General features: G+C 53.5%; 22 protein-coding genes. 14 read left to right on the top strand and 8 right to left on the bottom strand.

Features of this window, described 5'->3' with window-relative positions; genetic code table 11:
* Positions 1-549: 549 nt before the first annotated feature.
* From BC440_RS17955 to BC440_RS17930, 6 genes are all read left to right on the top strand, one after another.
* Positions 550-1,152: a shikimate kinase gene (locus BC440_RS17955; RefSeq protein ID WP_071240834.1), complete on the top strand. Its 603-nt coding sequence runs from the start codon at positions 550-552 to the stop codon at positions 1,150-1,152.
* Entirely contained in the window at positions 1,149-2,288 is a 1,140-nt protein-coding gene (aroB, locus tag BC440_RS17950) for a 3-dehydroquinate synthase (protein WP_037990560.1), read from the top strand. Before BC440_RS17955 ends, aroB begins: the two co-directional genes overlap by 4 nt.
* A gap of 123 nt (positions 2,289-2,411) precedes the next feature.
* Positions 2,412-3,686, top strand: a complete 1,275-nt coding sequence (locus BC440_RS17945) for an HlyC/CorC family transporter (RefSeq protein ID WP_007089045.1) — start codon at positions 2,412-2,414, stop codon at positions 3,684-3,686.
* 236 nt (positions 3,687-3,922) lie between these two features.
* Positions 3,923-4,372 (top strand): CBS domain-containing protein, encoded by a 450-nt coding sequence (locus BC440_RS17940; protein ID WP_071240833.1) that lies wholly within the window; start codon positions 3,923-3,925, stop codon positions 4,370-4,372.
* 129 nt (positions 4,373-4,501) lie between these two features.
* Positions 4,502-5,089: a DUF2889 domain-containing protein gene (locus BC440_RS17935; protein ID WP_037990562.1), complete on the top strand. Its 588-nt coding sequence runs from the start codon at positions 4,502-4,504 to the stop codon at positions 5,087-5,089.
* A gap of 73 nt (positions 5,090-5,162) precedes the next feature.
* Positions 5,163-6,509 (top strand): hypothetical protein, encoded by a 1,347-nt coding sequence (locus BC440_RS17930; RefSeq protein WP_071240832.1) that lies wholly within the window; start codon positions 5,163-5,165, stop codon positions 6,507-6,509.
* An 8-nt stretch (positions 6,510-6,517) separates the two neighbouring features.
* Here the strand turns inward: BC440_RS17930 and BC440_RS17925 are convergent, their stop codons facing one another.
* The 3 genes from BC440_RS17925 to BC440_RS17915 all read right to left on the bottom strand — a co-directional run bounded on the left by BC440_RS17925 (position 6,518) and on the right by BC440_RS17915 (position 8,793).
* On the bottom strand, positions 6,518-7,099 hold the full coding sequence (locus BC440_RS17925) for a c-type cytochrome (RefSeq protein WP_071240831.1): 582 nt from the start codon (positions 7,097-7,099) through the stop codon (positions 6,518-6,520).
* The gene (locus tag BC440_RS17920) at positions 7,099-8,352 is read right to left on the bottom strand and encodes a PQQ-dependent sugar dehydrogenase (protein WP_071240830.1); all 1,254 of its coding nucleotides are present in this window, start codon (positions 8,350-8,352) and stop codon (positions 7,099-7,101) included. Before BC440_RS17920 ends, BC440_RS17925 begins: the two co-directional genes overlap by 1 nt.
* 150 nt (positions 8,353-8,502) lie before the next feature.
* Positions 8,503-8,793, bottom strand: coding sequence for a BolA family protein (locus BC440_RS17915; RefSeq protein WP_040060428.1), 291 nt, complete (start codon positions 8,791-8,793; stop codon positions 8,503-8,505).
* A gap of 160 nt (positions 8,794-8,953) precedes the next feature.
* On the opposite strand from BC440_RS17915, the gene BC440_RS17910 reads away from it, so the two are divergent.
* From BC440_RS17910 to gluQRS, 4 genes are all read left to right on the top strand, one after another.
* Positions 8,954-9,598 carry a J domain-containing protein gene (locus tag BC440_RS17910; RefSeq protein WP_007089038.1) on the top strand — a complete coding sequence of 215 codons (645 nt, stop codon included), beginning with the start codon at positions 8,954-8,956 and terminating at the stop codon, positions 9,596-9,598.
* 195 nt (positions 9,599-9,793) lie between these two features.
* Entirely contained in the window at positions 9,794-10,801 is a 1,008-nt protein-coding gene (cobS, locus tag BC440_RS17905; protein ID WP_071240829.1) for a cobaltochelatase subunit CobS, read from the top strand.
* Positions 10,802-10,855: 54 nt separating this feature from the next.
* A complete protein-coding gene (cobT, locus tag BC440_RS17900) occupies positions 10,856-12,772 on the top strand; it encodes a cobaltochelatase subunit CobT (RefSeq protein ID WP_037990567.1) in 1,917 nt (638 codons plus the stop codon).
* Between the two features lie 20 nt (positions 12,773-12,792).
* Positions 12,793-13,632, top strand: a complete 840-nt coding sequence (gluQRS, locus tag BC440_RS17895; protein ID WP_071240828.1) for a tRNA glutamyl-Q(34) synthetase GluQRS — start codon at positions 12,793-12,795, stop codon at positions 13,630-13,632.
* On the opposite strand, the gene BC440_RS17890 is transcribed toward gluQRS, so the two are convergent.
* Positions 13,607-14,530, bottom strand: coding sequence for a LysR family transcriptional regulator (locus tag BC440_RS17890; protein WP_175484507.1), 924 nt, complete (start codon positions 14,528-14,530; stop codon positions 13,607-13,609). The two genes, gluQRS and BC440_RS17890, sit on opposite strands and share 26 nt — an antisense overlap.
* 125 nt (positions 14,531-14,655) lie before the next feature.
* On the opposite strand from BC440_RS17890, the gene BC440_RS17885 reads away from it, so the two are divergent.
* A complete protein-coding gene (locus BC440_RS17885; protein WP_071240826.1) occupies positions 14,656-15,255 on the top strand; it encodes a short chain dehydrogenase in 600 nt (199 codons plus the stop codon).
* A 233-nt stretch (positions 15,256-15,488) separates the two neighbouring features.
* Positions 15,489-17,522: a bifunctional diguanylate cyclase/phosphodiesterase gene (locus BC440_RS17880; protein ID WP_247643600.1), complete on the top strand. Its 2,034-nt coding sequence runs from the start codon at positions 15,489-15,491 to the stop codon at positions 17,520-17,522.
* A gap of 90 nt (positions 17,523-17,612) precedes the next feature.
* On the opposite strand, the gene BC440_RS17875 is transcribed toward BC440_RS17880, so the two are convergent.
* Positions 17,613-17,804 (bottom strand): hypothetical protein, encoded by a 192-nt coding sequence (locus BC440_RS17875; RefSeq protein WP_007089031.1) that lies wholly within the window; start codon positions 17,802-17,804, stop codon positions 17,613-17,615.
* A 495-nt stretch (positions 17,805-18,299) separates the two neighbouring features.
* On the opposite strand from BC440_RS17875, the gene rpmB reads away from it, so the two are divergent.
* Together rpmB and BC440_RS17860 are read left to right on the top strand one after the other, a co-directional pair.
* Positions 18,300-18,593, top strand: coding sequence for a 50S ribosomal protein L28 (gene rpmB, locus BC440_RS17870; RefSeq protein ID WP_037990572.1), 294 nt, complete (start codon positions 18,300-18,302; stop codon positions 18,591-18,593).
* A 371-nt stretch (positions 18,594-18,964) separates the two neighbouring features.
* Complete coding sequence (locus tag BC440_RS17860) at positions 18,965-19,531, top strand: HNH endonuclease (protein ID WP_007089028.1); 567 nt, start codon at positions 18,965-18,967, stop codon at positions 19,529-19,531.
* A gap of 86 nt (positions 19,532-19,617) precedes the next feature.
* On the opposite strand, the gene BC440_RS17855 is transcribed toward BC440_RS17860, so the two are convergent.
* The 3 genes from BC440_RS17855 to BC440_RS17845 all read right to left on the bottom strand — a co-directional run bounded on the left by BC440_RS17855 (position 19,618) and on the right by BC440_RS17845 (position 23,528).
* On the bottom strand, positions 19,618-21,765 hold the full coding sequence (locus BC440_RS17855; RefSeq protein ID WP_071240824.1) for a TonB-dependent siderophore receptor: 2,148 nt from the start codon (positions 21,763-21,765) through the stop codon (positions 19,618-19,620).
* 102 nt (positions 21,766-21,867) lie between these two features.
* The gene (locus BC440_RS17850; RefSeq protein ID WP_037990575.1) at positions 21,868-22,770 is read right to left on the bottom strand and encodes an AraC family transcriptional regulator; all 903 of its coding nucleotides are present in this window, start codon (positions 22,768-22,770) and stop codon (positions 21,868-21,870) included.
* Positions 22,771-23,021: 251 nt separating this feature from the next.
* Entirely contained in the window at positions 23,022-23,528 is a 507-nt protein-coding gene (locus BC440_RS17845) for a disulfide bond formation protein B (protein WP_083379420.1), read from the bottom strand.
* Between the last annotated feature and the right edge of the window lie 7 nt (positions 23,529-23,535).

Here is a 23,535-nt window from a genome sequence, read left to right as displayed (position 1 = left end):
AACGCAAGCGCATGTCAGTTGAACCTCGAATTCGGGATGGTTTCTTCCATCTGGGTCGTTGGCGATGGAATATCCCAAGTGACCAAAAATGTTGCGCCACCAGCGATGACAGCAATGATCAGCAATAAAATGAGACGCGAAATTATCTTCATGGTTATCCAGACTTCGGTGCGTTGGTTCTATATGCGCAAAGATCAGTATGCGGGGCCCGGTAAAAGATGCAAGACAGAGCCGAACCGCTTTGGCCCAAAGCCATGAATTCAGCCTGTGATTTCTCCAACCCCGTTCCCCGAACCTTTTCCCTGACATTCCAATTCGGCGATATAAAGGCAGTTTAGGGTCCGGGTCCTCACAGAGGGTTAACGCGATGGCCAAAAGTTTTCAGCGGGTGCGCAAATCTCGCTGCGTATCGGAATTGCTCAGATCCCTTGTGTAACGAAGGAATTTGTCGGTGAACAGCGCGGTTTGCTTGCGTTCAGGCCGCAGCTGGCCTAAAGAAATGGGTAAATTGTGTGATAACCGGATTAAAGACAGGACTGCAAACCGATCATGGAGAGCAATATTGCCGAGTCGGGTTTGCGCGATGACGTGATTGCAAATATCCGGACAGGGCTGAAAGGCCGACCGCTGGTGTTTATCGGTCTGATGGGGGCCGGGAAAAGCTGCATCGGACGTATGGTCGCCAAGGGACTTGATCTGGATTTTGTTGATGCTGATCGTGAAATCGAGGAAGCCGCAGGCTGTTCGATTGCCGACATCTTCAAGCTATACGGCGAAGAAGCATTTCGCGAAGGTGAAGAACGCGTAATCGCGCGTCTGCTGGATGGCGAGCCGCTTGTGCTTGCGACCGGTGGTGGTGCGTTTATTCGCGAAAAAACCCGGGAACTTATTCTGGAAAAATCGGTCTCGGTCTGGTTGCGTGCCGACCTTGATCTGTTGCTGCAACGTACCAGCGGGCGAACGCATCGTCCGCTGCTCAATAATGGCGATCCGCGTCAGATTCTTGGCGATCTGATCGAGGCGCGCTATCCGGTTTATGCCGGAGCAGACATCATTTTTGACTGTGACGAATCCTCCAAGGAAGAAACGCGCGACGGGGTTATTGCCCTGCTTGGCCGTTCATTTGATAAAGACGGGAATATAATCCGGTGAGCAATCAGACGTCTCCTCTTGCGGCAAATCATGACGTTTTGCGCGTCGAACTTGGTGCGCGCAGCTATGATATTCTGGTCGGAAGCAATCTTTTGGCAGATACCGCAAGCCATATCGCGCCGTTCGTCAGAAAGGCCGGTGTCGTCGTTATCAGTGACGCGACGGTGGCGGAACGCCATCTTCCGGTGGTTCTGGCATCGTTTGACGGGGCGGGTATCGCGCATCGCGAAGTGATCGTTCCTGCCGGTGAAAAATCCAAAAGCTTTGCCGTATTTGAAGATGTTATCGAACAGATTCTGGCGATGGGGATCGAACGTTCGACCCTGATCATGGCACTTGGTGGTGGGGTGGTTGGCGATCTTGCGGGTTATGTTGCAGCGTCGCTTTTGCGTGGTCTTGATTTCGTTCAAATTCCGACAACCCTGCTTTCACAGGTCGACAGTTCGGTTGGTGGCAAAACAGGCATCAATTCGAAATCGGGCAAAAACCTTGTCGGTGCATTCCATCAGCCGCGCCTTGTTTTGGCAGATACGGCGGTCCTTGATACATTGCCGCGCCGTGAAATGCTTGCCGGCTACGCCGAGGTTGTTAAATACGGCCTGATTGATGATCCGGAATTCTTTGACTGGCTTGAACAGAACGCCGAAGCCGTTTTGAGCAACGATGGTGCGGAGCGCCGCGAAGCCGTGATGCGCAGTTGTGCAGCCAAGGCGCGGATCGTGTCTCAGGATGAACGCGAGTCCGGGAAACGTGCCCTATTGAATTTGGGCCACACATTTGGGCATGCGCTGGAAGCGGAAACCGGATACGGCGCAAAGCTTCTGCATGGCGAAGCCGTCGCGATGGGGATGGTCATCGCCCATGACGTTTGTGCGGCAATGGGCATGGCCCCGGCTGGCGAAAAAGAACGGATTGCAAGTCATCTGAAATCGGTTGGTTTGCCGGTATGTGCGTCCGAAGTTCCAGGCATGCATTGGGATATTGATCGTTTGATCGGCCATATGTCGCGCGATAAAAAAGTTCGTGACGGTGAAATCACGTTTGTCATGACGCGTGGTATCGGCAAGGCTTTTACATCCAAGGCGATGGACATTCAGAAAATGCGTGCTGCCATTACCCGTTCCTGCCACGGCTAAGGCAGAAGTTCGGGGCAATAGCGACTGTGAACTTGATGACTTGCCCGATCAGAGATTGACCTGATACGCCGCAACAGCACAAAGTAAATATCTGTTGCGTACACCCATTGGAGACGAACCTGAATGACAATCACGATTGTCGTGATTTTTATCCTGCTGATGCTTTCGGCTTTCTTTTCTGGCTCGGAGACTGCGCTGACAGCAGCATCAAAGCCAGTCATGCATCACAAGGAACAGGATGGAGATCAGCGGGCAGGGATCGTCAACCGGTTGCGCCAGTATCAGGAGCGGCTGATCGGTGCCATTCTGCTGGGTAACAACCTTGTCAACATTCTGGCATCTGCCTTGGCAACGTCTGTCATGATCGAGCTTTTTGGCGAACGCGGTGTCGTTTACGCGACCGCGGCCATGACGGCACTTGTGCTTATATTTTCTGAAATTCTGCCAAAGACCTATGCGCTTCAGCATGCAGACAGCATGGCGCTGCGCGTTGCCCGGCCGATGAGTATTCTGGTTGTTGTTTTTGCGCCGGTTACCCAGACCATTCAGGTGCTGGTACGTGCCACCCTGCATCTTTTTGGCAGCGGCGACGGCCCGGGAACCGACCGAGAGCGTGAATTGCGCGGTGCCATTGAATTGCATGCGGATGACGTCGTTGTTGGTGATCATCATGCCGAACGCACGATGTTGCATGGGGTTCTTGACCTTGAGGATGTCGGGGTCTGGGAAATCATGGTGCATCGTCGCAAGGTGCAGATGATTGATATCACGCGCCCGATGGAAGAAATCCTTGATACGGTACTGGCAAGCCCGCATACGCGTATTCCGATCTATGACAAGGATCCGGATAACATCGTTGGCGTTTTGCATGCGCGTGAGGCGCTGAAAGCGATCGTCCGCGGGGCAAAGCCTGAAACGGCAGAAGATGTTCGCATGCTGAGTTCCGAACCCTGGTTCATCCCCGATAGCACTACGCTTGCCGATCAGCTTAAGGCGTTCAAGGAACGTCACGAGCATTTCGCGATTGTCGTCGATGAATATGGGGCGTTCGAAGGCGTCGTGTCGCTTGAAGATATCCTTGAAGAAATTGTTGGCGATATCGCCGATGAAACCGACGTCGAGGTTGTTGGTGTTCAGCCGCAAACCGATGGATCGGTCATTGTGCGCGGTGATGTGACCATTCGTGACCTTAATCGTCGTTTTGGCTGGCGTTTGCCCGACGAAGAGGCCGCAACCGTTGCCGGGTTGTTGCTTTATGAAACCCGTCGGATTCCCGATGTCGGACAGCAGTTCCGATTCCATGGACTTGAATTCGAAGTTCTGCGTCGCATTCGAAATCAGATAACCCGCATCAAATTACGTGAAGTGCGCGAAGTCGCAACCGACGATACGAACTAGCAATGATTGCATCAAAACAAACGGGCTGCACGGGAGACCGGGCGGCCCGTTTTGTTTGCTGGGTGTAAATATGTTCTTTTAAATCTACTTATCGGTTAAAATGATCGGCAAAGGTCTTGATCGATGTGATTGCAGGGCCACTTGCAAATAAGGGCCCCGGACGCATTTGATGCGTTGTTTTCAGCAATCTGATCGGGGCAGGGCACGTGGCAACAGCAACCCGCAGAGGGAAAAACATGGATACGAAAATCGTACCTGGTGTGGTCAAAGAGCAGTCGATTGCAACCTTGAACCCAGCAGACTCGGTCATGGACGCCGTTAATATGATGACTGAACGCAAGATCGGTGCTGTGATCATTGTCGATAACAATGCCAGGCTTGCCGGCATCTTTACAGAGCGTGACCTTGTAAACCGGGTTGTCGCAAAGGGTCTTGATGCGGTATCTACCCCCCTTAAACAGGTTATGACGGCCAATCCCGATACACTTGCACCCGGCGATACGGCGATGAATGCCCTTGAATTGATGAGTGCGCGCCGCTACCGACATCTTCCGGTGCTTGATGGGGAAAATGTCGTCGGCATGGTTTCGATCCGCGATCTGTTCAATGTCGTAAAGGCACAGCTTGAAGAAGATTTGCGCGAACGCGAAAAGTTTATTTTCGGGTCCGATTACGGCGTCGCGTAAATCAGGTTTAGTCCATGAAATATGCTTTGGGCGGCTGATGCGGAGGTTCCGCATCAGCCGTTCTGCGTTTTTGAAGGTTGACAACGTGCCAGTTACTGTCTTTACGTTTACGTAAAGGAGATATATGCCATGCCCTTATCCAGCCCTGCGGAACGTGACCATATCCATACCCGCAACGTTACCTGCACCGGATATCGTCGCAAGGACGGTCTTTGGGATATCGAAGGCCATATCACCGATACCAAGACATACGGGTTTGAAAATAACGACCGCGGCGAAATTCCCGCCGGTGTACCGATCCATGAAATGTGGCTGCGCATTACTGTCGGGGATGACATGGTGATAAGTGCGGTTGAAGCCGTCACTGATCATGCCCCGTTCAATGCCTGTGATGAAATTGCCCCGAACTACGCCGCACTGGTCGGACTTCGGATCGGGCCGGGGTTGAAACAGCAGATTCGCGAACGGGTTGGTGGCATTCACGGATGCACGCATCTGACCGAACTGATGGGACCGGTGGCAACGACTGCGTTTCAGACAATCTTTCCGATCCGCGCCCGCGAGGCCGAAGAGCGCCGAAAGCAGGCGGAAAAGGATGGCACGGTGCCAAACCCGCCGAAAAAGCGCCGATCCCCATTGGTGAATAGCTGCCACGGGTGGCGAAGTGACGGTGCGGCGGTCAAACGCATTGCGCCCGATATGTATACCGGTGACTAAGCGGTCAGTCTTGTAACGCTGTTATTACACCCAATATCACCGGTGACGGGGTTTGGTGAATGTCAGGTGTTGCATGAGACGCCATACACAGCCATCAGGACAAAATCTTTCGGGGCGATTTGCGTCGGCCTATAGCTGTATTTTGCTGCTTGGCCTGATGGCATGCGTGTTTGTGATTACGCTGAAAGGCCTTCCCGCACAGGGGCAGGAACAAGCACAGGATTCTACCGGCTCATCCGACGAGAACTCATTCCTCATTCTTCAAACCAATCTTCAGCCTCCCTATCAGCAATTGCAGAACGGCATTTTGCGAGGCTATTCCATCGCAGTATTGAATTGCGCGTTTGACCGGATCGGGGTTGGGTACGGGATCGCGATTGCACCCCGCCAGCGCAATCGGGAAATGGTGCGAAACGGGCAGGCGGACGGGTTCTTTCTGGCGCGGATCAGCTCCTTCATGGACGAATACGCCGAGCCGACCTTGCCGTTAGCACTTGAAAAATGGGTCTGGATTTCAGCTGCCGGACAACAGGGCAGTTTCGCGTCAAGCCCGACACCCGACAGTCTGCTTTCTGTTGGTGCCATCCTTGGCTCCAACGAAGCAGAATGGCTGGCAGAGCAAGGGTATCAGGAAATTGCCAAGGCACCGTCCATCAACTCCCTGATTTCGCAGGTCCTGGCCGGGCGCGTTGAATACGCCTTGGTCGACAAACAGACATTCGAGGCCGCGCGCGACAGCATGGGCAACCATGAAGATCAGTTCAACGTCCAGTTCGAACGATATGCCCCGCTTGTTGTTTATATTGGGCGGGAATATACCCGCCTTAATCCCGGGCTGATTGCGTCACTGAATACGGCGCTGGGTGCATGCGAAACCTTACCCATGCAGCTTGAGGATTGGGAACGTGATCTGATTACTCGTCAGCAGTTACCGGCGATCCGCGCCATGGCGGCGAATGCGGAACTTGTTGGGGCGGTACGGTCCGCAATGGGTGGAGCACAAATTCAGCCTGATGCGATTGTCGAAATCGATCGCGAATGGCGTCAGGGCAGCGAAGGCGGGATTGCCAGCCCGAAGGCAACCGAAATCCTTGAAAATCCGCTTTCCGATATCTTGCGGGCCTTTCAGGAAAGCGACGCCGACAATATTGCCGAAATAATCGTATTCGATACCAACGGTGCGGTTATCGGCATGAACCGGTTGACGACCGATTTCGATCAATCAGATGAGCAGAAATTCGAGGTCGCCATTAGCCATGACCCGGATATAAGTCAGATCGCCGACATCTATTTTGATGGATCAACCCGCGCCTTTCTGTCGCAGGTTACGGTTCCGATCATCAATCCGGAAACCGGAGATGTTATCGCGGCAATGACGGTTGGCCTTGATGTTTCAGGGGCACTGCGACCCGACAGCTGATTTTGGTTTCAGTTCGGTTTGGTCGGATCGGTGATGTTGATCGTAATCGCACTGTACCAGTCTGCTGCGGTCTGCATTCCTTTATCGTCAAGCTCGGTTGCAATTGGCGACATGATGTCATGACTACGCTTGCCGTTTCGGAACGCTTTTAACTGTGTTTCGAGATAGATATTGGTTTCACCGGCAAGGTTGGGAACGTCCGGCATTTCCGAAATCCCGTTTGAACCATGGCAGGTGCTGCACAGTTCCGGGGCATCATGAGGGTTTTTCCCGGCTGGCAGTGTGGCAGTCACATCAAAATGGTTATACCAGGCCGCGGCGTCGGCGATCTGCTGGTCGGTTAAACTGCTGGCAACCACGGTCATCATTTCATGTTCCCTGCTGCCATCGCGAAACGCGCGCAATTGGGTTTCGATATATGCCGCGGGTTCGCCGCCGATATGCGGTGCAATCGGTATGCGGGCAAATCCGTCCAGACCGTGACAGGTTCGGCATATGCCCGCAACTTTCCGACCGGCATCAATGTCCTGTGCCAAGGAAGCCCCGGCGGGCAAAAGCCCGCCGAGAATCACGATAAGCAATATCCGCATTATTTCCCCTCGTACCAGATGCGGTACAGGGCACCGGCAAGGTCGTCCGATACAATCAGGGAACCGTCGCGCAGCTGGGCGACATCAACCGGGCGGCCAAGATATTCCCCGTTTTCATCGATCCAGCCTTCGGCAAAGGGCTCTATGCGGGCCGCGCCGTCACTGTCGATAAAGGTTACCATCACGCGCGCGCCGACCGGCGTGGTGCGGTTCCACGATCCGTGCTGGGCCGAGAAAATCGCATTCTTGTATTTGGCCGGGAACATCTTGCCCGTGTAGAAGGACATGCCAAGGTCGGCAGCATGTGCAATGGTTTCGACCGCGGGCATCACGACATCATAGGGTACTTCTTCACCGGCATATTCATTTGTGCGAACGTTGCCGCCGCCATACCAGGGATGGCCGAAATGCTGACCGGCTGCTGTCTGGTGATTGATTTCGCCGGGCGGAATGTCATCGCCCATGCCGTCAACCTGATTGTCCGTCCACCATAGTTCGCCGGTTTCTGGATGGAAGTCATGACCGACGGAGTTCCGGACCCCGTATGTGTATACTTCACGGCCGGTTCCATCGATGTTGATGCGTATAATACCGCCGATCCCGTGTTGGCGATAAAGATCAAGCTTGTCCTTGGGGGAAACGTTAAAGGGTTGTCCAAGCGAGATATAAAGTTTGCCATCCGGGCCGATTTTGCAAACACGTGCGGTGTGATTGTAGCTTTCTTCGGACGGTGGAATCAGCTCACCCTGTTTAACGACATTGAATGCCGCGACATCGGGGCTTTCATAGAAAAATTCGGCGGCGGGGAAGGTCAGAACCCTGTTTTGCTCTGCTATATAGAGCATGCCATCGGGAGAGAAGCACGGACCGTTGGGAATGGAGAACCGCAAGGACGGGGCGAAGTCCTTGACCTCGTCGGCAACACGGTCCTTGTTGCGGTCGGTTACCGACCAGACCTTGTCCTTGCGCGTGCCGACAAATGTCACAACCCCTTGCGGACCAACGGCGATATGGCGGGCATCGGGCACAACGGCATAAAGGGCAATCTTGAAACCGTCCGGCAGAGTAATGCGTTCAAGCGTTTTCTTGATGCCGTCAGCATAGTCACCGGTTTGCTCGATTCTTGTGAACTCGCTGGTGCCTGTAGACTGGAAATTGGAGAGTTTTTCTAGATTGTCCGGAGCGGGGGCCTGTGCGTAGGCCGTTCCAGACATAAACAGGGCGACGCTTGCCCCGATAAGGCGCGTTCTCATAACCTAGTCCTCCCGTTTGTATCGGGCGCAGATTTGACCGGCGCCCGTGCCCCATATGCAGGAGACTGCGCATCGGGCTTCTGGGCTATTATTGCGCCGAAAAACAAAGGTCGTCTAAGTTGATTTCACGATGCGGAATAAACGCTTTGGTTATTTTTGGGTCGCAGCCGCTGCATATTCGGAAGGTGTCATGGTTTTCAAAGCCAGCGCGTGAACGCGATCTTTCAGAAGCTGATCAAGGGCTGCGTAAACCAGCCGCTGGCGATTGACGCGGTTCTCGCCATCAAATTTTTGGGAAACGACCAGTACGGAAAAATGCGACTCTCCGCGTGGGTCGGCGCCTGAATGACCGGCATGCTTTGACGAATCATCGATGATTTCGAGTTTCTCGGGGGCGAATTCCGCGGTCAGGATATCGCTAATCTGTTGGGCTACCTGCATGACAATGGCCTCATGTTTCGGTGTGTTTCGCATGAATTAATGCGAAAATCTGACTGTTGGCACCGTTGTGGCACGCGATGGCAGTTTTTCAAGCCTTTTATCGCATTAAAACGGCTCGTATGATATTGCGAAGCTTGATGATCAGAACATATAAACGCAGATGAACCGCGGCCAACGCAACAAACGCAAAACCCTTTACCATGAAGAACCAGACCTGCCCGTATGTGAATGGCCGGGATGTGAAGGTCATGGGGAATTTCGTGCGCCCAAGGACCGCAAGCTTCGCGAGTACTATAAGTTCTGTCTCGACCATGTCCGGGAATACAACAAGTCCTGGAACTATTACGAGGGCATGAAAGCCGAAGACATCGAAAACGATGTCCGGCGTGATACCCATTGGCAACGCCCGACATGGCGGTTCGGGCATATTCGCGGTGCCAAGAAACCGTTCAACTTCAAATTCAGCGACGGTTTCGGCTTCTTTAATGAAGATGGTGATCCGACCCATCATGGCCCAGGGGGTGACCCCGCGGGGGATCGCCGACGCAAAAGCGAAGATGCCCAGCGTCGCGCGGGGGCTATGGGCATGCCATCCGAACAGCAACAGGCCATGGCAACGCTTGATCTTCCTTGGCCGTTTTCCAAGGACGAGCTGAAGTCAAAATACAAGGCGCTTTCGAAAAAATATCATCCCGACGCCAATGGCGGCGACAAGGTTGCGGAAGAACGCTTTAAGAAAATCAGTGCAGCCTATTCGTCGCTGATGAGATACATCCGTGATCTGGAAGCACGTGTTTCCACGTAATCAGAGACTGGTATCGGGCGAAATTTGATAAAATCTGCCTTGCAATTCGTGCCGCGGACCTTTTCATTGTTCGATCCATTGGCGGCGATAGATTTTTTTTGCGCATCTTCCCTTTGTCACGCGCATCTTAGCCGCTATTAATGAGCTAGTTTCAAACGAGACCGCGTCACCGGTCCGACAAATGCGCGAGTACTTATGAGCCAAGGTTACGAAGCGACAGGTGCAGCCGCCGAACATCCGCTGGATGCACCAGACATCAAAATCTCCGTTCGTGAAGCGTTCGGGATTGATTCCGACATGAAGGTTCCGGCATTCAGCCAGGGCAGCGAACATGTTCCCATGATTGATCCGACCTATCGGTTTGATCGCGATACCACGTTGGCCATTCTGGCGGGCTTCGCCCATAACCGCCGCGTGATGATCCAAGGGTATCACGGTACGGGTAAGTCGACCCATATCGAACAGGTTGCTGCACGTCTGAACTGGCCTTGTGTTCGTGTAAACCTTGATAGCCACATTTCGCGTATCGACCTGATCGGCAAAGATGCCATCGTGTTGCGCGATGGCAAACAGATCACGGAATTCCGCGAAGGCATTTTGCCCTGGGCGCTTAAACGTCCGGTCGCGATGGTCTTTGATGAATATGATGCCGGTCGTCCCGATGTGATGTTCGTTATCCAGCGTGTTCTGGAAGTCGATGGCAAGCTGACCCTGCTTGATCAGAACAAGGTCATCCATCCGCATCCGAATTTCCGCCTGTTTGCGACGTCAAACACGGTCGGCCTTGGCGATACCACGGGCCTATATCACGGAACCCAGCAGATCAACCAGGCCCAGATGGACCGTTGGTCGATTGTTGCGACCCTTAACTATCTGTCGGTTGCCGATGAAACCAACATTGTGACCGCCAAGGTGCCGTCGTTCGGCAATGCCGAAGGCCGCAAGAAGATCGAGGCCATGGTTGCCCTTGCCAACCTGACCCGCCAGGGATTTGTCGCAGGCGATATTTCGACTGTCATGAGCCCGCGTACCGTTATTACGCTTGCTGAAAACGCCGAGATTTTCGGGGAAATTTCCTATGCGTTTCGCGTGACGTTCCTGAACCGTTGCGACGAGGTCGAACGCCCGATCCTTGCTGAATATTATCAGCGGTGCTTTGGCGAGGAACTTCCCGAAGAAGCCATCAATGTGATGGTCCGTTAGGATCATCCATTGTTAAAGCAAATCGGCGACCTGATTCCAGAAGCGAGTAGAGCAATGAAGAATGATGAAGCGCTTTCCGGATTTTTGCGCGGCACAGCGGCGACATTTCGCGCGCTTGCCGGACGCAATGATCTTGAAGTCGGCTTTGTCAAAGGCGGTCGGGCAGGTGGCTATGGCGAACATGTGCGCCTGCCGATGCCCAAACAGGCGCTGCCGAAGGACGAGGTTGCCGACCTGCGCGGGGTTGCCGATGGCTGGGCGTTGAAACTGCGTCACCATGATGTGGCCCTTCATGCCCGCCGTATGCCCGAAACCGCCGAGGCACAGGCCGTTTACGACGCGCTGGAAACGGCCCGTTGCGAGGCAGTTGGTTCGCGTTATTTCCCGGGGGTCCGCAAGAACCTGCGTGAACATGCCGAACAGGATTGCCGTGCCAAAAACTTCCATCGGTTGACGGCGCGCGAAGATGCCCCGTTTGCTGATGCAATCGGGATGCTGGCGCGCGAGATTTTTACTGGTGAACCCGCCCCGTCATCGGCCCGCCCGCTGATCGATCTGTGGCGTGCCCATATCGAAGAAAATGCCGGTACAGACCTGAACGATCTGCGCGATCTGATTGACGATCAGGATGCGTTTGCGCGGGGATTGCGCCGCCTGCTTGATCATTTGTCTCTTGAAGATGATATCGACGAAGCCCCGCCTGAAAATGACGGCGAGGATGAGGACGAAAAAGAAGGCGAAACCGACCCGGACGAGGAACTTGACAGTCAGGGTGGCCAGCAGGGGCAGGCTGACGAGTCCGAACCTGATGGTGATGATCAGCAGCAGGATGCCGGTACCGAAGAAGCCGAAGCCGGTGAAGGCGATATCGATGACCAGCAGCTTGAAGCCATGTCACAGGAAGAACAGCCTGCCGGACCCGGTGAACAGCCTGAATTTGACGGTCGGAACGAACCGATTGAACGCGGCTATGAACCCTTTACGCGTGAATTTGATGAAATCGTAACTGCCGACGAGCTTTGCGAAGGCCTGGAGCTTTCGCGTCTGCGCGCCATGCTCGATAAGCAGCTTGCGAATTTGCAGAATGTCGTTTCGCGCCTTGCCAACCGGTTGCAGCGCCGCCTGATGGCGCAGCAAAATCGTGGCTGGGACTTTGACCTTGAAGAAGGCATCCTTGATGCGGCGAAGCTGGCGCGTATTGTTTCAACACCTTCGACCTCGCTGTCCTTCAAACAGGAACAGGATACAGATTTCCGCGATACGGTCGTGACGCTGCTGATCGATAATTCCGGTTCCATGCGCGGGCGACCGATCACGATTGCCGCTCTATCGGCCGACATTCTGGCACGTACCCTTGAACGGTGCGGGGTGAAGGTCGAAATCCTTGGTTTCACTACCCGTCAGTGGAAAGGCGGGCAATCGCGCGAAAAATGGGTTGAAAGTGGCAAGCCGCCAAAACCGGGCCGTCTCAACGACCTGCGACACATCATCTATAAAGCGGCCGATACCCCGTGGCGGCGCGCGCGCAAGAATCTTGGCCTGATGCTGCGCGAAGGATTGCTTAAGGAAAATATCGACGGCGAAGCCCTGCTTTGGGCGCACGAACGCCTTCTGGGCCGTTCGGAACAACGCCGGATTTTGATGGTGATTTCCGACGGGGCACCGGTCGATGATTCGACCCTGTCGGTGAATTCCGGAAATTACCTTGAACGGCACCTGCGCGAGGTCATCGACTGGATTCAGACCCGTTCGCCAGTTGAACTGCTTGCGATCGGGATCGGACATGATGTGACCCGCTATTACCAGCGTGCGGTAACGATCAACGACCCCGAAGAACTTGGCGGGACGATGTTGCGTGAATTGTCCGATCTGTTCGATGAACAGGGGGGGCGTCAACCCAAACGTCCGATGCGTCATGTGCCTGCGGATACCGCCAAGGACAAGGCGACGGGTGATCGTGACCGCTGGTAGGTCATGGGGATAGGGCCGTTATGACAGCCATTACCCGCTTTGCCCCCAGTCCGACCGGGTTTCTGCATCTTGGCCATGCGGCCTCGGCCCTGTTTTCCGCAAAACAGGCCGGGCCGGATGGCCGTTTCCTTTTGCGGATCGAAGATATAGATCAAACCCGCTGTCGCGCGGAATATGTTGATGCGATCTTTGAGGACCTTGCTTGGCTGGGGCTTCAATGGGAAGAACCTGTTCGCATTCAGTCACAGCATTTCCGTGATTATGAGAAGGTGCTGGATCGTTTGACCGATGCCGGGCTGCTTTATCCGTGCTTTTGCACGCGAAAAGACATTCAGGAAGAAATCGCGCGGATTGGAAATGCGCCGCATGGGCCGGATGGTGCGCTTTACCCGGGGACCTGTCGTAATCGGAGTGCTTCCGAGCGCGCAGATCGTGTTGCGACGGGGGAAAGCTATGCGCTGCGTCTGGATATGGTGCGTGCCCTTAGACAGGTCGCCAGCCCGTTATCGTGGTATGACCGCAAGGTTGGCAAACAGGATGCAACGCCAGAAATATTTGGCGATGTTGTTCTGGCGCGCAAGGATACGCCGACAAGCTACCATCTATCGGTAATCCATGATGATCATTTGCAGGGTATCAACCTTGTCACCCGCGGCGAAGACCTGTTTTTTGCAAGCCACCTGCATCGCCTGTTACAGGAATTGCTGGGGTATGATGTTCCTGAATATCATCATCATGGCCTGCTTACGGGCCCGGATGGCAAACGGTTTGCCAAGCGCGACAAATCAAAAACACTGCGATCCATGCGTGACGAGGGCATGACCGCCCAAGAGGTCATTGCGCTAAGCGGATATGTCTAGGCGACGTCGTTCTGGTTTCCAGAAGGTCAGGACGTTCGACGAACCAGCTGCGAATAAAATCAATCATCAACCGGTTTTTGACCGGCAGGTTTTCCTGATAGGGGTAAACCAGATAGATCGGTCGTAACGGCGATGAATAGCCATCCAGTGCCGTTTCAAGCAATCCGTCGAAGATTGCCGGAAGGGCAACATACCGGGGCAGCCGGGCAACGCCCAATCCGCGGATCGCGGCATTGCGCAACAGCGGATAATGATTAAGGCGCAGATTGCCCTGTGCCGGAACTGATTGTGCGCCATCATCGGAAAAGAAAACCCAGTTGCCGTCCTTGTAGTACTGAAAATTCAGCAGGCAATTGTGATTTCCCAGATCGGCGGGTGTGTCGGGCTTTGTGTGCTTTGCCCAGTAGGTAGGGCTTGCGCAGATCAGTTCGGACAATTGACCCAGCGGAATGGCAACCTGTTCTGGGTCGTCGGTTAATCCGACGCGAATGGCGATATCGATATGGGCAGATTGCAGCGCGCGGAAGGTGTTTTCCAGTTCCATTTCGATCTGTATGCGCGGATGTGCTTTTTGAAATGCGACGATGATGTCATCAAGAAACATCTCGCCGAAGGAAACGGGAACCGTAATGCGAACGGTGCCGACCGGTTCGCCTCGCAGAGCCTCGACGGCTTCGAATGCGGCGGTGGCACTTTGGGTGATATTCTGACAGTAACCCAGAAATGTAATCCCGATTTCGGTTGGTTCTACCTTGCGGGTTGACCGGAACAGCAATTGTGCCCCCAGCTCTGATTCCAGTCTTTTGACATGCTGACTGATCAGGCCCTTGGACACGCCAAGTGCCTTGGCGGCGTGGGTAAAGCCACCGTTTTCCATGACGGCCGCAAAGCTGCGCATTTCATTCAGATAATCTTTCATTGTTTAGAATATTAAACAAAATGTTTGGAAATAACCAGATTATCCTTGCAATTGTCTCATGAGACAATCCTTCCATCGAAGCACTTCCAAGGATGGAGGATCAGATGAAAGTTCTTTTGGTAGGCGCATCGGGGATTGTCGGGCGCGGGATTGATTCCGAGTTGTCCCAACGCCACGACATTATCCGTGCGTCCCGCGCAAGTGGAGACGTTAATGTTGACCTGACGGATATCGCATCAATCCGTGCGATGTTTGAAAAGGTTGGCAAAGTCGATGCGGTTGTTTCTGCGACCGGAAAGGTTCATTTCGGTGATTTCGCCGAAATGGACGATGACAAATACCGCATCGGGATCAATGACAAACTGATGGGGCAGGTCAATCTGGTGCTGGTTGGGCGTGATCACGTGGCAGACAATGCATCATTCACGCTGACCACTGGTATCCTGTCCAAAGATCCGATCCGTTACGGTAGCTCGGCCTCGATGGTGAATGGCGCAATCGAGTCTTTTGTGCGGGCTGCTGCAATCGAAATGAAACCGGGGCTTCGCATCAACGCGGTCAGCCCCGGTGTGATCCTTGAGGCCATGGAAGGCTACGCACCGTATTTCCGCGGGCATGATCCCGTTCCGGCGGCACGTGCGGCCCTTGGCTATGCCAAATCGGTCGAGGGTCTTCAGACCGGGCAAGTCTTCGAGATATTCTGAGGGTATATTCTGACGATCTGGCATCGAAAGCCGACCGGGGCAAAACCGGGTCCCGGTCGGCTTTGGGGCTTACAAGGGGTATTGTTTCAAAAAACCGCACTTTCTATCTGGAATTATTTAGGGTGACTGCTTACCATCCAAATAGCTAATGTTGCGCATCCGATTGTTAAGCGTGTAAACGGCTATAACGGAATTTCCGGATGGGGCAGTTCACAGCCAGGATGGCTGACACCTTGAAACGGCTGCTTTGGGAACCCGGACACGGGACCGAAGCAGGGCCGAAATTGCAAAAGAAGGTTCGCGCGGACCTTCTTGATCTTGCCTATCGCAACAACTGGGCGAACGTCCTTGTCAATCTGTCGGCCGGAAGTGGTCTTGTCGGGACGCTTTGGTTTCAATCCGAACTATCATTTGGCATGACCGTCTGGATTTGCGTGATTTTTGCAACGACGGTGATCCGGCTTTTTATCGGGTATCGCTATCATGTCGAACGACGGCTGGTTTCGGCATTTGATGATGCGGAATTCCATAGATGGTTTATGCGATATGCCTGTGGTGTTTGTTCCGGCGCTATCCTTTGGGCGTTGGCGTCAATCTTTGACTTGCCAACGCAAAGTAATGAAAGCCGTTTCGTAACCCTGATCATATTGGCGGGGCTTGCCGGTGGCGCGACAGGAATTCTTGCACCTGTTTTCAGGGTCGGCCGGTTCTATCTTCTGATGTTGCTACTGCCTGCCTGTATTGTTCTGATTGTCATGCCGGAGCCGAATTACGTTCTGTCGGGGCTTGGCTTCATCTTTGTAACCGTCATGATGATCACCCATCGCAATAATCACGGTATTCTGTATCGGTCGCTTGTGCTGAAGCACGAAAATGACTCTCTGGTTGACGACCTGCGCGAGAAAAACCGGATAACCGAGAACTGGAATGCGACACTTGAAGCTCGGGTGGCGAAACGAACCCGTGAACTTCGCAATCTTCTGGTGCGCGACACCCTGACAGGATTGCTGAACCGTGATGGCATCGTTTCCTGGTTTGAAGAAGCGCGCGCAAGCTGGGGCAATCGTGCCTATGCCGTTCTGTTCATTGATCTTGATCATTTCAAACAGATCAATGACGGGCTCAGTCATGCGATCGGTGATATGGTGCTTAAGGAAGTTTCGCACCGTTTACGGGAATATGTCGATGATCGTCATGCTGTCGGGCGGTGGGGTGGTGATGAATTCATCATGATTCTGACTGATCAGCCGGAAAATCTGCATCAGCTGGTGGACCAAACCATCGCCGAGGTCCGGGCGGCGGTTAACCGGCCAATCCATATCGCACGGCAGACATTGCATGTCGGTTTCAGCACTGGTGTGGCATTTGGCATGGAGGAGAACCCGCAGATTGCGGAATTGATCCATTGGGCCGATCTGGCCGCAGCCGAGGTTAAGCGGTCCGGGCGTGGCAGCGTGCAAAGTTATGACAGCAAGTTGCTTGTTGAGCAGGAACGTCGGTTGGCGATCAATCAGGCCCTGCGTCAGGCTTTGTCCGCCAATGAGCTTTTTCTTGAATATCAGCCGGTCGTCAGTGCGAAGACGGGCGACATTACCGCCTATGAGGTGTTGTTGCGCTGGGAAAGTGCAGAGCTAGGCCGTGTAGCACCAGACGAGTTTATTCCGATTGCTGAGGAATCGGCGCTGATTGTCGATATCGGCGAATGGGTGATGCGCGAAGCCTGCAAAACCATTCTGGACTGGTCCGGCTTTGCCGGTGGGCCCAAGATTGCGGTTAACGTATCGGTGCGTCAGATTGTTGTGCCGCGTTTTGCCCGTATGGTGGAAAATCTGCTGCTTGAAACGGGTCTGCCGGCCAACCGTCTGACTATTGAAGTGACAGAATCGATCTTTGATATCCGGCGCACACAACTGATTTCAGAAGTCCTGTCTGATCTGCATGATCAGGGAGTGGAAGTTCATATTGATGATTTCGGTACGGGCTATTCATCGCTTTCCCGCCTGCATCAGATCCGCGTCGATGCGGTCAAAATCGATAAATCTTTCATCCTGAAAATGGATGTCAATTCACGTGCGGTGATCGAAGGCGCCATTCTGATTGCGCATCGGTTCGGTCTTGATGTGATTGCCGAGGGTATTGAGACCGAGCAGCAACGCAGCGAACTTGCGGCGATGGGGGTTGATGCCTATCAGGGATATTTCTTTGCCCGCCCGTCGGCGGGGCCTTGTGAAAATCCCCATTGGCAACAAAGAGGTTCAGCCGTCTGATCGTGATTTTTCAGGCGAAAGCCCTCCAAACAATAAAACGGCCCGCCGAAACTGGCAGGCCGTTTTATTGTTTGCAGACAGCGCGCAGGATCAGCGACTGAAATCCAGAAGCACGAGGAAGACGACCGGGACCAGTGCGAGTGCGACGTAAATCCAGACCGATGCAATCGGCACACCGAAATGCGCAAGCACATAACCGGCCAGATACAAAACAAGGCCGATCACAGCGACCAGCAGAATGCCCAAAAGGGGCAAGGATACCTTGGAATCGGTTTTCATCATGCGCAGTGCTCCCCAAGCGTGTGCGGAATAACTATGACGGCACGCTAACACCGAATGCGCGATGATGTTTTGACAAGGATCAATCTGGGTGACCTTGGGTGTTCTGGCCTCTATCTTCTGAATCCTTATAAAGAACGTAACGTCAAAGAGCCAATATGGGCAGCGAGAAGGCCTGAACCCGACTTTATATATGTTTGTCTTTGCCGGATGCCGTCCAGAATCGGGTCGCATCATCGTGATGTAATTGCCAAACCGAACCGGGGGTATGGCTGTGTGCCCGGGAAAATCGCTTGATTCCGTGTGGTTGAGATGGGAAAAGCCGTCCTTGCGTGATGCAATATGAACGGATTGCGCAAAACAGGTGTTTTTGTCGCGTAAAAGCGTGGATGAAGGCTTGACGGCATCTGTCAGAGACGGTAATAACCCGGCTCCAAGCGCGGGCCTGCCTGTCAGGCCAAGCGTCCTTTTGCGAATTATAGACCAGGAGATCAGGTCATGGCACGTCGCTGCCCGGTATCCGGCAAAGGCGTTTTGGTCGGCATGAATGTGAGCCACGCCCACAACCGCACCAAACGTCGTTTCCTTCCGAACCTTCAGCCGGCTTCGCTGCTGAGCGAAGCGCTGGGTCGTTCGGTGCGTCTGCGTCTGACCACCAATGCGATCCGCACCATTGAAAAACGTGGTGGTCTGGATGCATATGTGCTCGGCACAGCAGCTTCCAAGCTGTCGGCAGAGTTGGTGAAAGTCAAACGCCAGATCGCCAAAGCTGTTGAAGCGAAAGCTGCCTAAGGCAGACTTTTGCTTTAAGAATTACGAAGGCTCGCGATTGCGGGCCTTTCGTTTTTCAAAGATTTCAGATCGCCCTGTTCCGGGGCCATAAAAGGGTCGTGCATCATCGATGCGCGGCCTTTTTGTTTGTCCGGGTGTTGATGTGCCTGATTGCGAGTCGTACCTGGTGCCGCCGGTTTTGCGTAAATGTTTGCGACTCGGCCTCAAGCGGGATTTGCGCTTTGCGAAAATTGGTCTATACTTTTCTCTATCAGTGATTTACGTGACCGCGTCGCATGGATTGATGAAACGTCATGATATGTTCATCACCCGCGATTCGCGAACCTGCTAAATAGTGGGTGCGACTCGGTAAACACGGTGGAGCGGATGATATGCATTTATCGCCCAATGCGTGTCCGGCACTTGTCCTTAACGCCGATTTCCGGCCGTTAAGCTATTTCCCGCTGTCCTTGTGGTCCTGGCAGGATACGCTTAAGGCAGTGTTTCTGGAACGCGTTGATGTTCTCTCGGAATATGATCGCGAAGTCCATTCCCCGTCTTTCAAAATGAAACTGCCGAGTGTCATATCGCTCAAGGAATATGTATCGCTCAAAAGCAGCCCGGCCTTTACCCGGTTCAACGTTTTCCTGCGCGACCAGTTTTCCTGCCAGTATTGCGGGGATCGTCTGCCGACCAGTGACCTGACATTCGATCACGTCATTCCGAGGTCGCGGGGCGGGCGAACGAACTGGTCCAATATTGTGACTGCCTGTTCGGACTGTAACCTTTTCAAGGGTAGCCGATCGATCAGGGAAGCCGGACTCCGGCTGCGCAGGACCCCCGAACAGCCGAGCATGCACGAACTCCAGACCATCGGACGCCGCTTCCCGCCAAACTATCTTCACGAAAGTTGGCGGGATTTTTTGTATTGGGATACCGAACTGGAATACGACTTCTGATCCGGGTCCGGTATATGTGGACAAAGTAAAAGCACCGTCGTTTCCGGCGGTGCTTTTTATGTTTTACGAAGTCTTTCGCAATCTGACTACCAGCGATATTTGACCGTGGCGAGAATCGTGCGTCCCTGACCGTAGTAGCAGGCATTTGTTCCCGAGCAACTTGCGACCCAACGTTCATCCGTCAGGTTGGTCGCATTCAATGCCAGAAGGTAGCCTTCAATCTCATAGTGGATGCCGGCATCGAACAGAGTGGTTGACGGGACTTCAACGGTGTTTGACTGATCAGCGTACTGTTTACCGAGATAGCGAACGCCACCATTGAACCCAAAGCCACTCATTGTGCCGGACTGTAACGTATAATCAGCCCAAAGAGATGCTGTATGTTCCGGAACGCCGACCGGGGCTTTGCCCTGATAGCCATCGTTGTCTTTGGTGACTTCGGCATCGTTGAAACTGTATGCAGCTTTGCCAACCAACCCTTCAAAAGGCTCAATGGTTGCTTCCAGTTCGATACCGCGCGAGCGGACCTCGCCTGACTGGATTTTACGTGCTGTATCGTCAGGGTCGGTTGTCGTGACATTTTGACGGCGCAGATCATATAAGGCAGCGGTTAACAGGCCATCGAAGCTTTCAGGTTCGTATTTGGCACCAATTTCGTATTGCTGACCTGTTTCAGGATCGAAGTTTTGTGTTCCCTGACTGGCGACGGGGGTAAAGGATTCCGAGTAGCTGATATATGGCGTAAGGCCGAGTTCGGTTTTGTAAACGAGCCCGGCCTGACCGGAAAAGGCATGATCGTTTTTGCTGCTCTCTGCGCCGTTATTGGCGTTGTCGTATTTTTTCTCGTCTGACCAGTCCTGGCGACCGCCAAGGGTCAATACCCAATGTTCATCAAACTCGATCTGATCTTGTGCATAAACACCAAGCTGGCGAAGCGTTACATCGTCATCGTACCAAGTCGTCAGGGCAGACAGAGTTCCGCCGTAGGACGGGTTATAGACGTTTAGCGCTGACGCACTGCCGAACGCGGCATAACGATCATAGATGTAATGCTGATAATCCAGTCCGGTCAGAAGGGTGTGATTGACAGTTCCGGTTTCAAACCGGGTTTCCAGCTGGTTATCAATTGTAATGGCATGTGCATTCTGGTCGGTGCGCAGGAGACTGCGATTTAGCGTGCCAGCATTTACATCTGCCCAGCCGTTTCCGTAGATTGTTTTGTAATCGACATCAACAAAGGCATATCGCGCGTTCTGGCGGAATGTAAGATCATTCGTGAAGTCATGGCTGAGCTCGTAACCGAGTGAATACTGAATGCGCTTGTAGCCCTCAAACGCCGGTTCCCCGGTAAAGACATCAACTGGAATTGCACCATTGGGGGCGCCAAAGATTGTTCCGACGGCGGGCAGCCAGTTGTTTGCCGAGCCGGTATCGTCTTCCTGATAATGGGTGAGAAGGGTCAAGGAAGTGTCGTCATTTTCCCATTTCAGCGATGGCGCAAGATAAATCCTTTTGTCATCGACCATATCGGTCTGGGTGCCGGAATCTTTGACGAGGCCTGTAACGCGGTAAAGAACGCTTCCGTCTTCAACCAGCTTGTCGCCGATGTCAAAGGCCCCTTGTTTGTGATCGAAGCTGCCGGTTTGCAGTTCTACTTCGTTCAGCATGTCTGCATGAGGGCGCTTGGAAACGACGTTGACGATACCGCCCGGCGCATTCTGACCATAAAGAACCGATGTCGGGCCACGCAGGAGTTCAATCCGTTCTGCCCCATATGCCTCTTGCTTGAATGACGCATAACCCGATGAGCGAAGCTGCATACCATCGCGGTAAAGGCCTATGTCCTGTTGGGCGAAGCCCCGGACCTTGAACCAGTCATAGCGGGTGTCGTAACCATACAAATCCGGTTGAATGCCCGGCGAATATTTAAGGGCATCCATAACGGTCTGGGCTTGGCGTGTTTCGATCTCTTTTTTTGAGATGACCGATATGGCGCGGGGCGTTTCCGAGATCGCGGTACCGGTTTTGGTTGCTGTTGCACTTTGCTTTGCAACATATCCCTTAACAGGTGACGTTGCTGTTTCACTTTGTTGGTCGGCTTCGATCACGATGGGATCAACAAGGATTTCGTCTTTGGCCTGTTGTGCGAAAGCCTGCATTGGTGATGTTGCGAAAATCATTGCAACACTGCCAAGAAGGGCGGTTCTTAAGTTCTTGTCTCTGAAGGACTTCATTGGGTCTGTTCCCTGCGTCAGTTGTCACGTGTGACGTCCCGATAGCACGCAGCGAAAGGGGAAATATTGAACCCTATTTGGCTATATTGAACGGTTTTTGGTTTAATTTACGATAGCCTGTTCGCGGCGCCATGCGCCGGGTGTGGTGCCTGTGATGCGGCGGAATACCCGTGTGAGATGGGCCTGATCTGCAAAGCCGATTTGGGTTGCGATGGATGCCAAAGGAGTATCGCATTTACGCAGCATGGTTTTGGCGCGTTCTATTCTGGCTTTCATCTGCCACTGGTGGGGCGGCATGCCTGTGCTCTCGCGAAAAGCCGAGCAGAAATAAGATTGAGACAGTCCTGCAAGTTCGGCTAATTCATCCAGCCGAATGACGCGACCGCAATTTTGTTCAATATAATCGACAGTCCTGCGTAGCTGGAACGGGGCGAGCCTGCCGCGTTTGCGTGTCGTATCGGTTTCTGGCATCGGTGCCAGAAGGGCGCTGGTCAGTGCGGTTAAAAGTCCTTCACCATAGAGCGCCGGTGATGGGCTATCGGTTGCGATGTCGTCGGCAATCATGCGCACAAGCGCATTGATGCGCTGATCATAAAAGCCGATCCGCGGCATTTCGAGGACGCTGGGATCTGCCTTGTAGCCAAGACATTGTTCAAGCCGTTGTGTATCAAGATGGATGTCAAGATGGCGCAGGCGGCATGAGCCCTGTACCTCAGAGGTGACATGCATGCCGGCCGGAATATAGAACAGGCACCCCTGATCACCGCGGCCTTCACCAGTATGGTTTTTGTTTGCGCGAATGCAAAATTGCGCATCCCCGGCGCATTCCAGAATGGCAACCAGTCGCGGCGCTTCCGAGACATAACTGCCACCCGAGGTTTCTGCACATTGCACATGCCATAGATCGGTAATCCCTGTGTTCCAGCGTCTGAAACGAAGTTCTTCCAGGAATGTGATTCCTTCGATCTTGGTTGTCATATGGGGATGGAATGTCTGGTCTGGCATTCCTGCCTATATCCTCGCTGGGTATATTTGCTCTTCGGTCGTGCTCGATCAGCGCAGACCTATCTGGTTCGGTATTCCTTAAGGCTGCGGATATTATAAGAAGAATTTTATGCAAACAAGAATAATTCGCATTATTATTTAACGGAGGGAAAAAGAATATCTCGTGTCCGCAATCTGGTGTGTTTTTCGCAAAAAAAAGCCTGCCAGCAAAGCGTCTGGCAGGCCGGATTTCGGGTTCGACTTTGATCGTTCTAGCGTTTCATCCACCGTGATGGGGCGATCAGGCAAAGGATCGTCAGCGCGGCCGAGAAGAAGACATTGACCGTTGGCATAGTGATGCCAAACAGGGACCAGTCGATCTTGTCACAGCGGACAATCGGCTGGGCCATCAGTTGCGCTTTCAGGTCGGCGACCGATGCCGCACCGCTGGTAAGGCCGCCACACATGGCCGGACCTTCCCACCAGAGTTCCTGAACGCCGACATGATAGATCGCAATCCCGGTACCAATGGCAAAGGCAACACCGCATAGATAAACAAGAACCCGCGAAGCACCCGGTATGCGCAGCAGCAAAAGGGCAAGAATGGCAAGGCCACCGGCAACATAAAACGGCACGCGTTGATAAAGGCATAACACACAGGGCAAAAGCTTCTGCACATACTGCGCATAGAAGGCAAAGCCGAGGCTTCCGGCAGAAATCAGGAAAATGGCAACAGGTGGCAGGGCTGGGGCATAATGTGCGCGGAGCAATTTGATCATCGGGTTG

Source organism: Thalassospira sp. MIT1004 (assembly GCF_001858545.1).
In the GTDB taxonomy this organism is placed as follows: domain Bacteria; phylum Pseudomonadota; class Alphaproteobacteria; order Rhodospirillales; family Thalassospiraceae; genus Thalassospira; species Thalassospira xiamenensis.
Note: the sequence above shows the minus strand (reverse complement) of the source record. Positions and strands in the feature narration are given on the sequence as shown.